The following is a 15,462-nucleotide window of genomic DNA, read 5'->3' on the forward strand; positions in this document are numbered from 1 at the left end:
GTCAACCGAAACCAGGACTCATGGACTTCAACTTCACCGAAGAACAAGAAGCGATCTCCACGGTGGCACGCCAGCTCTTCGAGCACCGAGCCACCCCGGAGCGGCTCACCGAACTCGAAGCCACCGACGTGCGCTACGACGCAGCGTTGTGGAAGGAACTCGCCGACTCCGACCTGCTCGGGATCGCGCTACCCGAGTCCGTTGGCGGCAGCGGCCGCAGCTTCCTCGAACTTTGCGTGTTGCTGGCCGAGGTGGGCTGGAGCGTCGCCCCAGTGCCGGCCTATCCGACGCTTCTGCTGGGAGCCGACTCGATCGCTCGATATGGAACCGACGCCCAGCAGCGGCAGCACCTCCCCGGCGTCATCGCGGGCACGCGGGTGCTCACCGCAGGCCTGACCGAGCCCGGGCGCACCGACCCCAGCGCTCCCGCGACGACCGCGCGACGCGACGGCGCCGGCTGGCGCCTCCACGGGATCAAGGAGCTGGTCCCGGCGGCACAGCTCGCCGATGCGATTCTGATCCCCGCGGCGACCGAAGACGGTGCGGTGGGCCTGTTCCTGCTCGACGCGGCCACCGCCGGGGTCGAGGTGCAACCCGTCACGACGACCCACTTCGAACCCCATGCCGACGTCATCATCGACGGCGCAGTCGTCTCCTCCGACGACCGGCTCGCGGATGGCGGTGACGGTGCGGAAATGGTTCGGTCGCTGCAGGCCCGTGCCCTGATCGGGCTCTGCGCGGTCCAGCTCGGGGTCGCCGAACGCGCCTTGCGGATGGCGGCCGAATACACCTCGGTCCGTGAGCAATTCGGCCGGCCGATCGGGACGTTCCAGGCCGTGCAGCAGCGTTTGGCGGATGCGTACATCGACGTGGAGTCGATCAGGTGGACCACGTGGCACGCGGCGTGGTTGCACGCACAGGGGCGGCCCTTCGCCCGGGAGGCGCGCATCGCCAAGTTCTGGGCGTCCGAGGCCGGGGCCCGAGTCGTCGCGTCGGCCCAACAGGTGCACGGCGGGATGGGCATCGACATCACGTATCCGCTGTCTCGCTACTTCTTGTGGTCCAAGCACCACGAACTCGCACTTGGTCCGGCCACCGAGCAACTGGCTCACCTCGGTGCCGCCTACCTGGAAGGGACTCCACGATGACCACCACCACCCGCACCACCCTGCAGTGGAACGCCATCGACGTGGGTGACGACGTGACTCCGCTCGAGATCCCCGTGACCGCAACCGTGATCGTCGGCGGCGCCATCGCCTCACGTGACTACATGCCGGTGCATCACGATCGCGACTTCGCCAACAAGCAGGGCTCGCAAGACATCTTCATGAACATCCTGACCACCAACGGACTGTGCACGCGTTTCCTCACCGACTGGGCCGGACCCGAGGCGATGCTCAAGAAGCTGTCGATCCGGCTCGGCGTCCCGTCCTATCCCAACGATCCAATGCGCTTCACCGGCACGGTCACCGGCAAGTCCCAAGCGGACGGCGAGGGTTTGGTCGACATCACGTTCAAGGGCACCAACAGTCTGGGGGACCACGTCATCGGTACCGCGGTACTGAGCCTTCTCGACGGAGTCGCCGGGTGACCCGCTCGCTGGGTGGTATCGCCGCCATCGCTGGCATCGGCCAGACCGAATTCTCCAAGGAGTCCGGACGCAGCGAGTTGCAGCTCGCCTGCGAGGCCGTGAAGGCTGCCATCGACGACGCTGGGCTCAAGGCGAGCGACGTCGACGGATTGGTTACGTTCACCGTCGATGAGAACGAAGAAATCGCGGTAGCGCGCAACGTCGGTATTCCGAACCTCACGTTCTTCACCCGAGTGCCGCATGGAGGTGGGGCGGCGGCAGGCACCATCATGCAGGCCGCCATGGCCGTGGCAACGGGTATGGCTGACGTGGTCGTCTGTTATCGGGCGTTCAACGAGCGCTCCGGCTTCCGGTTCGGCGGAGGCTCGGGGCGGACGTCGGCGGGTCTCCCGTTGTGGCTTGCGCCATACGCGCCGTTCGGGCTGAACACGCCGGCGGGCTGGGTGGCCCTCCATGCTCAGCGCTACATGTCGACCTACGGCGTCACCAACGCCGACTTCGGGGTGGTTTCCGTCGTCGACCGCGCGCATGCCGCTCGAAATCCCAACGCCTGGTTCTACGAGCGCCCAATCACCCTCGAGGATCACCAGAACTCGCGGTGGGTCGTCGAGCCGGTGCTTCGACTCCTCGACTGTTGCCAGGAGAGCGATGGCGGTGTTGCGCTTGTCGTCACGAGCGCGGAGCGTGCCCGTGACCTCCCGCAGCCGCCGGCGGTCATCACCGCGGCGGCGCAGGGTGCGGCATACGACGGTGAGGCCATGACGAGCTACTACCGCGACGACATCACCGGCCTTCCGGAGATGGGCGTGGTTGCCGACAAGTTGTGGCGTGACTCGGGACTCAAGCCCGCCGACATCCAGACGGCGTTCCTCTACGACCACTTCACGCCGTTCGTGTTCGCCCAGCTCGAGGAGCTCGGCTTCTGCGGTCGCGGAGAAGCGAAGGACTTCGCCACGATCGAGAATCTGTCGCTCGGCGGAACCTTGCCGATCAATACCAACGGCGGGCTGCTCGGCGAGGCCTACATCCACGGCATGAACGGGATCATCGAAGGCGTACGGCAAGTGCGTGGCACCTCGTACAACCAGGTCCACGACGTCGAACACGCCCTAGTGACCTCCGGCACCGGAGTACCGACGAGCGCGCTCATTCTCGCGCCGGCCAACTGAGGCCGTGCCCGGTGCTGGCGTCCGCAGTTATCGTTGTCGACATGATCGCCGAGCAGCTCGACGTGGTGCCCGACTGCGTCGTGAGCGCGGGTTCGGTTTCCAGGGGAGCCCTCGTTCCGTGATGGCCGAGGTGAATGCCCAGACGACCGAGATCGTGGCGGCCGACACGCGCGACGTCATCGTCAAGGTCGCACTCGAGTGCTTCCGTGACTACGGGATGCGCAAGACCACCATCGTCGACATCGCTCGTGAGGCGGGCGTGTCACGAAGCACCTTCTACGAGTACTTCCGTGACAAGGCTGCGATCGTCGAAGCGACCGCGGAATCCGTTTCGCAGCGCTTCTACCGCGAGCTGGCCAGAGCAATGGAGCGCGGAGACACGCTGGAGGAGAAGCTGAGTCGCGCAGCGGTGACCGTGACCACGGCCCGACAAATCGTCGAGCCCGAAAAGTACTTCGACGCCGACGAGGTCCGCGTCATGCTCACCAAGAACGCCGAGGTGCTGCTCCAGGAATGCACCGACTTCCTCGCGCCGTACATCACCGCCGCGAAGCTCACTGGTGAGGTTCGAAAGGACCTCGACGTGAAGACCGCCGGAGAGTGGTGTGCGCGAATGTTGATCTCCCTGTTCACTACACCCTCGCTGACCCTCGATATGAGCGACGCCACCGCCGTCGCGGAGTTCATGCGTGCATACGTGGTGCGAGGGTTCGCCGAGGGACGTTCGCGGCCCAGGCGGACGCTCGTCGACTGACCCGCGATCGGGTCCACACCGCGGAACCAGCCGAATGGCTCTCGATGTTTGCTGCTGGCGGTGTTACCTTCATAGTTGAGAACATTGGAATTCAGTAATGAGAACGATGACTCTGATACGGGCCTAAGGCGCGTTGAGTCGAAAGGTGGGGCAGCGATGAGCCAGCAGCGTTCGATGGAGGGCAAGGTTGCCTTTATCACCGGTGTCGGCCGCGGCCAAGGCCGCAGCCATGCACTGCGTCTCGCGCGCGAGGGCGTACGCATCTTCGGGATGGACCTCTGCCATGACTTCGACAGCGTCACCTACGGGATGGCCACCACGGACGACCTCGAGCAGACCAAAAAGCTTGTCGAGCAGGCGGGCTCAGAGCTGGTGGCCACCGTCGGCGACGTCCGCAGCCTCGCCGACGTCGAGGCATGCGTCGCCGCGGGCCTCGAGGCCTTCGGCCGCATCGACATCGTGCTGGCCAACGCAGGCATCTTGAGTGGGGGGCGGACTTGGGAGCTGACGCCAGAGCAGTGGCAGGACGTCGTCGACGTCTGCCTGACCGGCGTTTGGCATACGGTGCGCGCCGCTATCCCGACGATGATCGCCCAGGGTGACGGAGGGTCCATCGTGCTAACCAGCTCGGTGGGTGGGCTCAAGGGACTGCCGTTCTCCGGGCACTATGTGGCCGCCAAACACGGCGTCGTCGGCTTGTGCCGTACGTTGGCCAACGAGCTTGGAGAGTACGACATTCGGGTCAACACGGTCCATCCTCATGGCGTGAACACGCCAATGATGATGGCAACGGATGTGATCGAGAGAATCGTGGCCGTCCCGGAAACGCTCGGTCCGATCTTCATGAATGCGCTGCCGTACCACTTCGTGGAGCCCGAGGCCGTGTCCGAGCTCGTCCACTACCTCGTCTCCGATGCCGGTCGCTACACCACTGGTTCGCAGCTGCCGATGGACTTGGGCACGATGAACCGCTGACACCGGGTTGAGCCGCCGCCGGGTGGGTGAGAGTCGCTGAAATATCCGACGGGCCAAAGCTCTTTAGAAGTCGGCCAGCGCGGTATCAGTCCGTGGAAACCATAGTTCTCAAATCGGTGACTTGGCATTATCATGGAGTGATGGCCAAGTACGAGAACTACGGCGCGCGGATGTCGCGATGAGGGTGGAAGTCGACTTCGCCTTGTGCGAGAGCAACGCGGTGTGCGTGGGCCTCAGCCCCGAGGTATTCGACCTTGGCGACGACGACCAACTGCGGATCGTGCAGCCTGACGTCACCGAGCGAGACGCGCCACAGGTGCGCGACGCCGTCCTGCAATGCCCTCGCCAGGCGATCCAACTCGTCGATTAGCGTTGCTCCGCAGCCGATTCGCGTCAATCAGCGGAGCTTGGCTCCTCGCCGACCATGAGCGCCACGCTGTCGAGGACACAGGCCGGGCGATCGCTGCCTTCGACCTCGACGGTGAACCGCACGGTGGCACGCCCCCGGTGGCCGGAGAGTTCCAGAGCGACGAGTTCGGCGCCAGCACGGATGCGCGAATCGACGGGAACAGGTGCGGGGAAGCGAAGTTTGTCCACTCCGTAGTTCACTCCCATCGAAAGCCCCGACACCTGGTAGATCTGCTTGGCCAACAGCGGGACCAGGGACAGGGTCAGGTAGCCGTGCGCGATGGTGCGGCCGTACGGACCGCTCGCGGCCTTTTCGGGGTCGACGTGAATCCACTGATGATCGCCGGTGGCCTCGGCGAACCGGTCGATCTGTTGCTGAGTGACCGTATGCCAGCCGCTGTAGCCGAGATGGTGCCCGAGCATGGCGGCGAACGCCGAGATACCGTCGTAGACGGTCGGCGCTGCCGCATCGTCCGAAAGAGCGCCCTCCGTGGTATCGCTGGGCACCGTCACGCGTTTACGTCGACGCCAAGCAACCCAGCCAGGTTGCCGCCCATGACCTTTGCCTTGTCCTCTTCGGAGAGCCGATCGAGACGGTCGACGTAGCTGATCGGGTCACCTACGCCTTCTGGATGGGGGAAGTCCGACCCGAACAGCACATGGTCGGTTCCCATGATGTCGATGATGCCGTAGGCATCGTCCTCGAGGAACGGGTGGACCCAGACGTTGCGTTTGAAGACGGCGACCGGGTCCTCGTCGAACACCTGGGGCATGACGCCATAGGCCTTGCCGAGGGTGTCGAGGAGGGGGCCGACCCAGGAGCTGCCGTTCTCTACGGTCGCCACCTTGAGGTCGGGGAACCGGGACAGCGCGCCGTGGCAGATCATGGCCGCCAGGGTGTCCTCGATCGCGCGGTGACCCATGACCACTTCACGCAGCGAGCTGGGCTTGCCGAACGACAGGTACTCGTCGCCACCTTCCCACGCCTCCAGGTGGGCTTGGTAGCCGCTGTCAGAGGCGTGGATCGTCACGGGCACCCCCGCGTCGACGACGGCCTGCCAGAAGGGGTCGAACTCTGGGAGTCCCATGGATCGCGACTTGCCGTCGATGCTGGGGACCGGGGCGGGGCGAATCAGGAAGGTCTTCATCCCGCGTTCGAGGCACCAGTGCAGTTCCTTGATCGCTTCCTCGACGATGGCCAGAGTGATGACCGGGGTGGCAAAGATGCGGCCTTCGTAATCGAAGGTCCAGTGCTCGTACATCCACTCGTTGAGAGCGTGTATCACCGCGTGGGTCAGGTGGACGTCGTCTGTGGTGCGTTCCTCGATCAGACTGGCCAGCGTCGGATACATCACGGTGCGGTCGATGCCCTGCTCGTTCATCAGCTCCAGCCGAGGTGCGGGCGACTGAAAGCCGGGGGCGACATCCATTGCCTGACCGATGAATTCGCGAAACGACTTACCTTCGGGGTTTTTGCCAAGGAAGTAGTCTTCCGCGCTGCCGGGGCGCGCCACCCGTTCGAACGTCGGGTTGGGAATCATGTGGCTGATGTGGTCTTTGATGACGAGCCTCGGCCGTCCGTTGACCTCTACGTAGCCGACCTTGTCCTTGTACTTGGTCGGCAGGTACTTCGTGAGCGCATCACGGGTCTCGTACATGTGATTGTCGGCATCGAAGACGGGGAAGCCCAGGGAGCGCGGCGACATGATGGTGGGTCCTCTCTAGCGGTGTTTCTTCCTGCGTAAGGATAGCGAGATCGCTTATTATCCTTTATGAGAATGACGTTATCACCTCGCATCGCGGCGGGCTAGACTGCGCCCATGTCGACCACCGAAACGGCGGCTCTCGCAGCGCGGCTCGACAAGTTGGAGTCGCTGCATGCAATCGGCCAGCTTCCGAGCAGATATGCAATGGCGTTGGATGCCCGAGACGTCGACGGGCTAGTGGGCCTGTTCGTGGAAGACGTGAGGGCGGGTGGGCATGGTAGCGGGCGCGAAGCGTTGCGTGGGTGGTACGACATCGCTCTGCGCCGTTTCTACCGAAGCATCCACCTGGTCTGCGGGCACCAGATCGACCTCCTCGACCCCGACCATGCCACCGGTTCGGTGTATTGCCGCGCCGAGCACGAGGATCGCGACGGGTGGTATGTCATCGTCATGCGATACGACGACGTCTACGAGCGTCGCGAGGGACAGTGGTACTTCGTGCGTCGGCGCGAACATCCCTGGTACTCAGTCGATGTGACCGAGCGCCCGGGCCCTGAGTTCGTAAGGTGGCCGCCCAATGTCACACTGCGCGAACTCATGCCGCAGCGGATGCCTAGCTGGCAGGCGTTCTGGGACGCCGGCGCGGCGGACCTGCCTGGTCAATTGTCTGCGAATCCGTGATCCGCCCGCGCTTCGACGATGCGTCCGATGTCGGTCAAGGCGCGGGTCTGATCGCTCGCTGGCAGCAGCACCTGTAGATGATGGACGCCCAGTTCGTGATACGAGCGCATGAGATCGCCGAGCGAGCCATCAAGCTGCGCGCGGGTGGACGCCACGATGCGCAGTGCATTCGCGTGTCGGCCATGCCTTTCCGCAGCCGTGTGCAGCGTCGCGATCCGCTCGGCCAGGCGCGTGGGTGACATCGGTGCGGCGATCCAGCCGTCGCCGATGCGCGCAGCCCGGTCCAGCGCGGCATCGGAGTGGCCACCGACCAGGATTGGGATGGGCCGTTGGACCGGTTGTGGCTGCGGGTCCATCGGCGGCAAGTCGTGGTACCGGCCATGGAATTCCACCAGTGGGCCCTGCGCACACCAGAGCGTACGCATCAACGCGATGTGTTCCTCGCTGCGCTGAGCTCGCCGCTCCCAAGGCATTCCCATGGCTTCGGCCTCCTCCCGCAGCCATCCGATGCCGACGCCGTAGGTCAGCCGGCCGTCGCAGAGCACGTCCAGGGTGGCGAGCTGTCGGGCATTCGCCACGGCGTTGCGGATCGGCAGCACGGCAACGGAGGTGCCGAGGCCAATCGTGTTGGTGTGGGCGGCAACCCAAGCCAGTGTCGTCATCATTTCGTAGTTGGGTGCGAGGTTGGCACTGAGCCAGCCGTCGGCAACCGGTCCTGGTGTGCGTGACAGGACGTAGCTCGACTCGCTGTGATGGGGCAGCACCAGATGGTCGACGGCCCAAAGCCCGTCGATTCCACCCGCTTCCGCGGCCTGGGCGAAATCGCGCATGAAGGATGGCGTGGCTGACGGGCCGGTGTGGGGCAGCACCAGCCCGATCTCCATGCCGCCTGCCGTCAGCTGACCAGCCCCCGACCGACCAACAGTGGCAAGTCGATCGCGGTGATGATGCCCGGACGCGCCGCGCACACCGCGGGCACCGCGTTGACCAATCTCATCGCGGTGAGCGAGAACCCGGCGGTGACCGGGTTGCCGTCGGGTCCGCTGAGCCGCAGATCGAGGTCGAGGTCCGGATCACCGCGCACCTCGACCCGGTACGAGCCGGGCCCGGCGGGCATCGGCCACTCGGGCGCAAGATCGGGGTGCAGTCGGGTCACGTGTTCCAGGCTGAACACCACCCGATCGCCGATGCGCCCGTCCACCCCGAAGCGGATGGCTGCGGTCGTGCCGGTTTTGATGGTGCCGACCGCCACCTCGAGATCGTTGATCGCCGGCCGACGGTCGTGGTGCTCGGTCACTTCGTCGAGCTCCAACCCCAGGGCGGCGGCCAGCTGGCGGACGGTGACTGCGAGGGCCATCGAGAGCATGCCCGGCGTCAACATCGTGGGGACGTCGTCGAGGGGCCGGCCGAAGCCCATCATGTCGAACATCATCTCGCGGTTGCCGTACGTGGAGTAATCGAGAAGTTCCAGACAACGGATGGAGTCGATCCGGGTGCACACCCCGGTCAGCAGGAGCGGCAGGACGTCGTTGGCGAACCCCGGGTCAATCCCGTTGACCCACAGCGACGCGTTGCCCGCGACGCCCGCGTCCTGCAGTTGCGCGATCATCTCCTCGGGAACCGCACCGTAGGGGTATTGCAGCAGCGTCGGGCCGCTGGCAAGCACGTTGATGCCCGCTGCGAGGAAGCCGCAGATGTCGTCGATGGCCTCCATCGGTCGTTCGTCGGCCCGGGCGTTGTACAGGATCGCATCGGGTGCCAGTGCGAGTAGCCGGCCGGCGTCCTGGGTCGCGGCGACGCCGAGCGGGGTGTCCAGCTCGGCGAGTTCACCGGCGTCCCTGCCCTCCTTGGCCGAACTGGACACCCAGACGCCGACGAGGTCGAGATCGGGTCGACGAGCGACGCCACGCAGCGCCGCCGCGCCCACCGGTCCGGTGCCCCATTGCACGACCCTGAATCGGCGGTCGGTGGAGTGCGTGCGAACGGAATCGGGTGCGGTATCGGCGATCACGGTGCGTTCCAGGTGGCGATGATGTCGTCGCTGGTGGTGACGGTGGCCAGCAGGGCCAGGGTGTTGTCGATGACGGTTTCGGCGTACTCGCGTGGATAGCCGGCAACGGCGTCGCGGGGCAGGACGAACTGGTAGGAGCGGTTCACTGCGTCCATGACGAAGTTCTGCATCGCGATGTTGACCGAGACGCCGACTCCCACGATGGTGGTGATGCCGAGGTTGCGCAGCACGGTGTCGAGGTCGGTGCCCGTCATGGGGCCAACCCCGTGGGTGCGGGTGAGCACCAGGTCGCTGGGTTCTGGCCCGAACTCCGGAAGCACCGAGCCGCCCTCGCTACCCGGTGTCATGTCCACGCCGAATGACTTGCCGGACGCGAAAAGCCGGGCGTTGGTGTTGGATCCGCGGCCGTCGGGACGGCGCTGGATCAGGCAGTGCACGACGGTGACGTCGGCGGCGCGGGCGGCTTTAAGCAGCTTGCCGATGTTGGGAATCGCTTCGCGGCGAGCCTCGTTGGCCAGTAGGGCCAGGCCGGCGTTCGGGCCGATGACACCGCCCTGGCATTCCTGGGTGACGAGGGCGGTGGTGGCCGGATCGAGAAGCTCGGCGAGTGTGGGTGCGGGCATGAGAATAGACGTTATCGTTTCCGGGAACGTAGATGTCAAGGAATGGGGCCAAATGGATAATTGGGAACTAGTGGTTCGAGAGTCGGTGCGGCAGACGTTGGCCGACTACACGGCGGGAACCGACCGATTTCGGCTGGATGACCTGGCCGCATGCTTTGCGCCAGAAGGTGCCCTTGAGTTCCCCGGCAGTGAGCCGATGGTTGGACCAGCCGCAATCGCCGCCGGACTCGGTACGCAGCTGGGTGGTTCTCCACCCGTGCGTTCGACGCCGCTTACCCATGTTCGGCACCATGTCTCGAGCGTCCGGTTCAGTGCGGTGACCCCGGACCGCGTGGAGGTGACTAGCTATTTCGTCGTGTTCACCGACGTCGGGGTCGACCACTGGGGCCGCTACCGTGACGTGCTCATCCCGGGAGCGGGGCGGTGGCTGTTTTCGTCGCGACGAATCAGTGTGGACGGCCACTCGGCGCGAAGCTTGATGCGCCCTAATTCTGAATGAATTCCTTGGCGAAGGAGCGCATTCCGTTGGTTAGCTCCGCGCGGTCATCGCCCGAGCCCATCACGGTGAGCCAGGTGACGCCGGCGTCGACGAGCCGACTCAGCGTGGCATGGCGCTCGTCGAGGGACAGACCGTCGTCGAGCAAGCTCCCCGCCGAGAAGCAGATGTCGAGGGGTTCGGTGCGGCCGATTTCCCGGGCATACTCGCGAGCCCAGCCGATCGCGGCCTCGAGGTCGCCGACGTCGGAGATCTCGGCCGTACGAGAACTCTTCGCGTAGCCGGCCGTCGCGAAAGGTGCCCAGCCTTGGTACTTCGAGACGGCTCTCCGCACGGCGGCCTTGCTGTTCCCGCCGATCCAGATCGGCGGGTGCGGCCGTGAGACCGGAAGCGGTCGGAGTCGTACTCCCCGTGCCGAGAAGTCGACACCGTCGTAGGCGGTGTCCGCACCTGTCAGCGCTTGGACGAGAACGTCGAGGGCTTGATCGAGCAACGCGCCTCTGGTAGCGAAATCGATGCCAAGAGCGGCGAATTCGGGCTTCAGGTAGCCGGCCGCGGTCCCGAGTATGAGCCTTCCGCCGGAGACGACGTCGAGACTCTGTACCGATTTTGCGCCCAGGAACGGGTTTCGGTAGGCGGCCACGTAGATGTTGGTGAGCAGTTTGATGGTCGAGGTCGCTGCTGCCGCGAACGAGAGGGCAACGAACGGGTCGAGGGCGTGGTGACCGCCGTGATCCAGCCATTTCGCGTCGGGAGCAGGGTGGTCGGTCACGTGCACGGCAGCGAAGCCCGCGGACTCCGCCTCCCGGGTGACCTCGGCGATGGCTGCGGCCGTGACGAATTCGTCCGCGTGCTCCACCCGGTGGGTGGGCAGTTCAAACGAGAAGGATGGATTCATGTGTTGGCTCCCTGCGTTGGTTGGAAACTGGTGCTCATACCGGTCACAGCTTCTGATCCCGGTGGACATCGATGAGTCGGGCGAGTCGTTCGGCATGCATGGTGGGACTCCCGAACATGAGTTGACTTGCCTTCGCTCGGCGAACGTAGAGGTGCGCATCGTGCTCCCACGTGAAGCCGATGCCGCCGTGGACGTGCATGTTGTCGACTGCCGTCCTGAGGAACGCCCCGGAGCAGCACAGCTTGGCCACGGAAGCCGCAGTCGCGACGTCCTCGTCCGCGTTGGCTGCGACCGCGGCCGCGTGCCACGCGGCCGATCTCGCTGACTCAACCCGGACCAGCATGTCGGCGCAGCGATGTTTGACGGCCTGGAAACTGCCGATGGGGCGACCGAACTGCACACGATGTTTCGCGTAGTCGACTGCCATCTCTTGGCATCGTTGGGCACCTCCAACCTGCTCGGCGCTCAGCGCGATGATGGCCAAGTCCGACGTCCTCTGCAAACCCGGTTCGGCGCCACCGTCCGTACCGATCGGCCTGGCTGCGACGGTGTCGAAACGCAGTTCGGCAATCTTTCGGGTGCGGTCGAGGCTGCGTTGGCGCACACGTCGCAGGCCCGTGGCCGCACCGTCCACGGCGAAGAGCGACATCCCGGCCGCGGTGCGGGCGGCGAGCAGGATGACGTCGGCTACGTGGCCGTCGAGCACCATGGCCGCGGTGCCGTCGACGTGGTGTGTCCGGCCGGTCTGGGTTGCGGTCAGCGTGACGGCGGCCGCGCTCCACGGCGCGAGCTCACCGTTGAGGATCAACGTCGCAATCGTCGAGCCGTCCGCGAAGGTGGGAAGCAGCCGCGCCATCATCTCGTCGTCGCCACTGGTCATCAATGCGTGAGCGGCCAGCCCAATGGTCGAGAAGAACGGTGCGCACAGCAGTGCACGCCCCATCTCTTCGAACACGATGGCCAACTCGGCCATGCCGCCGCCAGCCCCACCGAACTTCTCGGGGATCGGGATGCCGTGCAACCCCAGCTCGCGTGCCATCTGCTGCCAGACCTTGCGGTCGTAGCCGACGTCGGTGTCCATCAACGTGCGTACGGCACTGCTGGGAGATCGCGCGCGGAGGAAGTCGCGCACGCCGTCGCGAAGCTCTTGGTGACCTTCAACTGTCACGCCTCACCCACTCAGTGCGCGATCAGACGGCTGAGCTGGTCAGCGAGCGCAGTTTTATGGATCTTGCCGGTGTCGGTAAAGGGCAGCTCGTGCTTGGCGGCCACCCAAATGAACTTGGGCACCTTGTAGGCGGACAGCTCGCTGCGGAGCTGTTTGCGCAGGGTTTCACCGTCGAGCACGGTGTCCCGGCGGGCCACCACCGCGGCGGCGACGACCGCACCGTGGTCGCCGTCGGTCGCGCCGACGACGTAGGCCTCCAGGACCCCGTCGTATGCGGTGAGCGCCGCCTCGACCTCTGCCGGGGTGACATTGGTGCCCCCGCTGGTCTTGATCATGTCTCCGAGTCGGCCGGTGTAGGTAAACCAGCCGTCGGCGTCGACGAATCCGACGTCGCCGGTGCGGTAGAACCCATCCGCGGTGAAGACGTCCTCGCGCTCGCGCTTGTACAGCCCCTGGATCAGGGAATAGCCCCGGACCCAGATCTCGCCCACCACACCGATGGGCGTCTCTCGGCCGGTCTCGGGGTCGACGATGCGGTGTGTCAGTCCGTCGATGGACGGCCCGAACGTGCCGCGTCGATACTCCGGCTGCGCGACGTAGGGGTCGGCGCCAAGGTGGTTGCCGCACAACTCGGTCATCCCCAACGAATCCGACCCGGTCGGAGGGGGCCGGCGATCGGGCGGCACCATCGCCGGCATGCTGGTGCGGCGCACCGAAGACAGATCGCGTCGGGTGAAGTCCGGGTGCTCGCCGAGCGTTCTGCCCTGCTGAGCCCAACCGAGCGTGATCGTCGCCTGGTAGCGCTCGATCAGCTCGAGCGCCTCCGCGGCATCGAACGCCGGCTGTGTCACCAGGGTCGCGCCGTGGTGGATGACCGCGTGCAATCCCGTGATCAGCCCGCCCACCCAGAAGAACGGCATGGACGTGAACATCACGTCGTCGTGCGTCACGACGTAGATCGAGGTGAGGCTGTGGGTGTGCCGGACCAGAGCGCCGTGACTGTGTCTGCACCCCTTCGGGTCACCGGTGCTGCCCGAGGTATAGATGATCATCGCGTCGTCGGCGGGGGTCACACAGGCTTCGACGTCGCTGAGAAGCTCTGCGGCCGAAGCTGTTTCGGCATCGCCGGCGATCGCGGAGCTGTCGTCGATGATCGTCGTCGCCCAACTGCGATCGTTGGGGCCCCACACCGCGATCGTGCGCAGATAGGGCGCGGCGGCGAGCCGCAATGCTCCCGGCGCACGGTGGTCGGCAAGTCCGGGAAGGGCCTCCTCCAACCGCGCGAGGTAGTCGTGGGTGCGAAAACTCGGCCACACCAGCAGCGCCCGCAGATCGGCATGGTGCGCGGTCCACGCGAGTTCCTTGGCCCGGTAAAAGGTGTTGACGGGCACGGCAACCGCTCCGATGCGGGTGACGGCGAACCATGCGATGGCCCAATCGCTGCTGTTGGGCATCAGGATGCCGACGTGGTCGCGCTTGCCGATGCCCTCGGCGAGCAGCGATGCGGCTAGCCGGGCGGACCGTCGGTCCAACTCGGCGTAGGTCAGCGTGTGGCCACCGGAGACGAGGAAGGCCTTCTCGCCGTAGCGCGACGCGCTGGATTGCAACAGCGCTGGGATCGTCGGACTGAGCTCAGGGAATGGCATGTACTTCGCGTACCTCGCGTCCTCTTCACGGATGAGCGTATGGAGTTGCGCCGAACCGGGATGGGCAGTTCCCAAACGAGGATAGTATCCTTCTTGAAACTGAGCATGGTCATTCTCAGTGTGAAAAGGGAGCTGACGCCAATGACGACGCTTGACTACGGAATCTTTGACTGCGACACGCACTGCTACGAAACTCGGGACTCCTTCACCCGCTATCTGCCCAAGCAGTTCCTCGACCGGACGATCCTGCCGATCCGCGGAGCCGACGGCCAAGAGGTCATCCTTGCCGGCCACCGCATCGCAACTTTCCAGAGCGAGGGGGGGCTGGGCTTCGACCTCGCCTATCGGCCGGGCTCGTTGAAGGAGATGCTCAAGCAGATGGGGTCGGGCAACCCCGACGAAACCTACGAGCCTCAGCCCATGCGCCCCGAGTTCGTCGAGCGCGCACCACGCCTCGAGCTCATGGCGCAGCAGAACGTGGAGCGTGTCGTGCTCTTCCCGTCCATCCTGGCGTTGGCGGCCGAGCACTGGGTCGACGATACCGAGGCGCTGTACGCCAACATCCGGTCGTTCAACCGCTGGTTCGACGAGACGTGGGGCTTCAACCATCAGGACAAACTGTTTGCCACTGCCCTGCTCTCGTTGCGCGACCTCGACTCCGCGATCGCGGAGACGGAGGCGATCATCGAGCAGGGCGCCCGGATGGTCTTGCTGCCGACGGGCCCTGCCTATGGACGGTCGCCCGGCGACCCCTACTTCGACCCGATCTACGCGCGTCTACAGGAGGCTGGCTGCGTCCTGGCCTTCCACATCCAGCCGTTCTGGTACTTCGACGCGATCTCACCCGCTTGGGGCCACAACCCGAACCCCGCGTCATGGCACATGTCGGCGTGGCAGTGGATGAACATCTACGGCCAGCGCCCCATCGAAGACACCCTGTCCGCGCTCATCTTCGACAACCTGTTCGGCCGCTTCCCGGGGCTGAACGTCCTCGTCGCCGAGCACGGCGCAGAATGGGTCCCGCAATTCGTCCGGCACATGGACAAGAGCCGTGGCATGGGCCGCAACGGACCATGGATAGGCGGCAAGCTCGTCGAGCGACCGTCAGACATCTTCCGTCGACACGTCCGGGTGGTTCCCTATCCCGAGGACGACATCCCGGGAATCGTCACCAGCCTCGGCTACGACGACTGCCTGGTGATGGGCTCGGACTTCCCGCACGCGGAGGGGATGGCTGAGCCGGCTGACTTCGTCAAGCTGCTCGACCCGCTCGATGAGGCGAGCAAGCGACGGATCATGCGCGGTAACGCTGACCAGCTGCTTGCGCGAGGCTAGC

17 protein-coding genes are annotated in these 15,462 nt (G+C 65.4%); 9 read left to right on the top strand and 8 right to left on the bottom strand.

Annotated features, from left to right (window positions below; translation table 11 throughout):
* Positions 1–20 precede the first annotated feature (20 nt).
* The 6 genes from SLQ33_RS08085 (at position 21) to SLQ33_RS08110 (ending at position 4,859) form a co-directional block, all read left to right on the top strand.
* Entirely contained in the window at positions 21–1,148 is a 1,128-nt protein-coding gene (locus SLQ33_RS08085) for an acyl-CoA dehydrogenase family protein (protein ID WP_319453307.1), read from the top strand.
* Positions 1,145–1,591: a MaoC family dehydratase gene (locus tag SLQ33_RS08090; protein ID WP_319453308.1), complete on the top strand. Its 447-nt coding sequence runs from the start codon at positions 1,145–1,147 to the stop codon at positions 1,589–1,591. Before SLQ33_RS08085 ends, SLQ33_RS08090 begins: the two co-directional genes overlap by 4 nt.
* Positions 1,588–2,760 (top strand): lipid-transfer protein, encoded by a 1,173-nt coding sequence (locus SLQ33_RS08095; protein ID WP_319453309.1) that lies wholly within the window; start codon positions 1,588–1,590, stop codon positions 2,758–2,760. The genes SLQ33_RS08090 and SLQ33_RS08095 overlap by 4 nt, the downstream gene beginning before the upstream one ends.
* 121 nt (positions 2,761–2,881) lie before the next feature.
* Complete coding sequence (locus SLQ33_RS08100) at positions 2,882–3,514, top strand: helix-turn-helix domain-containing protein (protein ID WP_319453310.1); 633 nt, start codon at positions 2,882–2,884, stop codon at positions 3,512–3,514.
* Between the two features lie 156 nt (positions 3,515–3,670).
* Positions 3,671–4,489 carry a mycofactocin-coupled SDR family oxidoreductase gene (locus SLQ33_RS08105; RefSeq protein WP_319453311.1) on the top strand — a complete coding sequence of 273 codons (819 nt, stop codon included), beginning with the start codon at positions 3,671–3,673 and terminating at the stop codon, positions 4,487–4,489.
* Positions 4,490–4,667: 178 nt separating this feature from the next.
* Complete coding sequence (locus tag SLQ33_RS08110; RefSeq protein WP_319453312.1) at positions 4,668–4,859, top strand: ferredoxin; 192 nt, start codon at positions 4,668–4,670, stop codon at positions 4,857–4,859.
* Between the two features lie 23 nt (positions 4,860–4,882).
* On the opposite strand, the gene SLQ33_RS08115 is transcribed toward SLQ33_RS08110, so the two are convergent.
* Complete coding sequence (locus SLQ33_RS08115; protein ID WP_319453815.1) at positions 4,883–5,320, bottom strand: MaoC family dehydratase; 438 nt, start codon at positions 5,318–5,320, stop codon at positions 4,883–4,885.
* An 86-nt stretch (positions 5,321–5,406) separates the two neighbouring features.
* On the bottom strand, positions 5,407–6,603 hold the full coding sequence (locus SLQ33_RS08120; RefSeq protein WP_319453313.1) for an amidohydrolase family protein: 1,197 nt from the start codon (positions 6,601–6,603) through the stop codon (positions 5,407–5,409).
* Between the two features lie 114 nt (positions 6,604–6,717).
* On the opposite strand from SLQ33_RS08120, the gene SLQ33_RS08125 reads away from it, so the two are divergent.
* The gene (locus SLQ33_RS08125) at positions 6,718–7,284 is read left to right on the top strand and encodes a nuclear transport factor 2 family protein (RefSeq protein WP_319453314.1); all 567 of its coding nucleotides are present in this window, start codon (positions 6,718–6,720) and stop codon (positions 7,282–7,284) included.
* Here SLQ33_RS08125 and SLQ33_RS08130 read toward each other — a convergent pair.
* From SLQ33_RS08130 to SLQ33_RS08140, 3 genes are read right to left on the bottom strand one after another with little or no spacing between them, the layout of a single operon-like run.
* Positions 7,263–8,168, bottom strand: coding sequence for a TIGR03619 family F420-dependent LLM class oxidoreductase (locus tag SLQ33_RS08130; RefSeq protein ID WP_319453315.1), 906 nt, complete (start codon positions 8,166–8,168; stop codon positions 7,263–7,265). The two genes, SLQ33_RS08125 and SLQ33_RS08130, sit on opposite strands and share 22 nt — an antisense overlap.
* A gap of 11 nt (positions 8,169–8,179) precedes the next feature.
* A complete protein-coding gene (locus tag SLQ33_RS08135) occupies positions 8,180–9,292 on the bottom strand; it encodes a diacylglycerol kinase (RefSeq protein WP_319453816.1) in 1,113 nt (370 codons plus the stop codon).
* The gene (locus tag SLQ33_RS08140; protein WP_319453316.1) at positions 9,292–9,918 is read right to left on the bottom strand and encodes a cysteine hydrolase; all 627 of its coding nucleotides are present in this window, start codon (positions 9,916–9,918) and stop codon (positions 9,292–9,294) included. Before SLQ33_RS08140 ends, SLQ33_RS08135 begins: the two co-directional genes overlap by 1 nt.
* A gap of 52 nt (positions 9,919–9,970) precedes the next feature.
* On the opposite strand from SLQ33_RS08140, the gene SLQ33_RS08145 reads away from it, so the two are divergent.
* Positions 9,971–10,417, top strand: a complete 447-nt coding sequence (locus tag SLQ33_RS08145; RefSeq protein WP_319453317.1) for a nuclear transport factor 2 family protein — start codon at positions 9,971–9,973, stop codon at positions 10,415–10,417.
* Here the strand turns inward: SLQ33_RS08145 and SLQ33_RS08150 are convergent.
* The 3 genes from SLQ33_RS08150 to SLQ33_RS08160 are packed head-to-tail and all read right to left on the bottom strand — an operon-like array spanning position 10,404 to position 14,126.
* On the bottom strand, positions 10,404–11,312 hold the full coding sequence (locus SLQ33_RS08150) for a TIGR03619 family F420-dependent LLM class oxidoreductase (RefSeq protein WP_319453318.1): 909 nt from the start codon (positions 11,310–11,312) through the stop codon (positions 10,404–10,406). The genes SLQ33_RS08145 and SLQ33_RS08150 overlap by 14 nt on opposite strands.
* A 43-nt stretch (positions 11,313–11,355) precedes the next feature.
* Positions 11,356–12,480: an acyl-CoA dehydrogenase family protein gene (locus tag SLQ33_RS08155; protein ID WP_319453319.1), complete on the bottom strand. Its 1,125-nt coding sequence runs from the start codon at positions 12,478–12,480 to the stop codon at positions 11,356–11,358.
* Between the two features lie 11 nt (positions 12,481–12,491).
* Positions 12,492–14,126: a class I adenylate-forming enzyme family protein gene (locus SLQ33_RS08160; protein ID WP_319453320.1), complete on the bottom strand. Its 1,635-nt coding sequence runs from the start codon at positions 14,124–14,126 to the stop codon at positions 12,492–12,494.
* A 141-nt stretch (positions 14,127–14,267) separates the two neighbouring features.
* Here SLQ33_RS08160 and SLQ33_RS08165 point away from each other — a divergent pair, with 141 nt between their 5' ends.
* Positions 14,268–15,461, top strand: a complete 1,194-nt coding sequence (locus SLQ33_RS08165; RefSeq protein ID WP_319453321.1) for an amidohydrolase family protein — start codon at positions 14,268–14,270, stop codon at positions 15,459–15,461.
* Position 15,462 lies beyond the last annotated feature (1 nt).

The organism is Mycobacterium sp. RTGN6, from assembly GCF_033804605.1.
In the GTDB taxonomy this organism is placed as follows: domain Bacteria; phylum Actinomycetota; class Actinomycetes; order Mycobacteriales; family Mycobacteriaceae; genus Mycobacterium.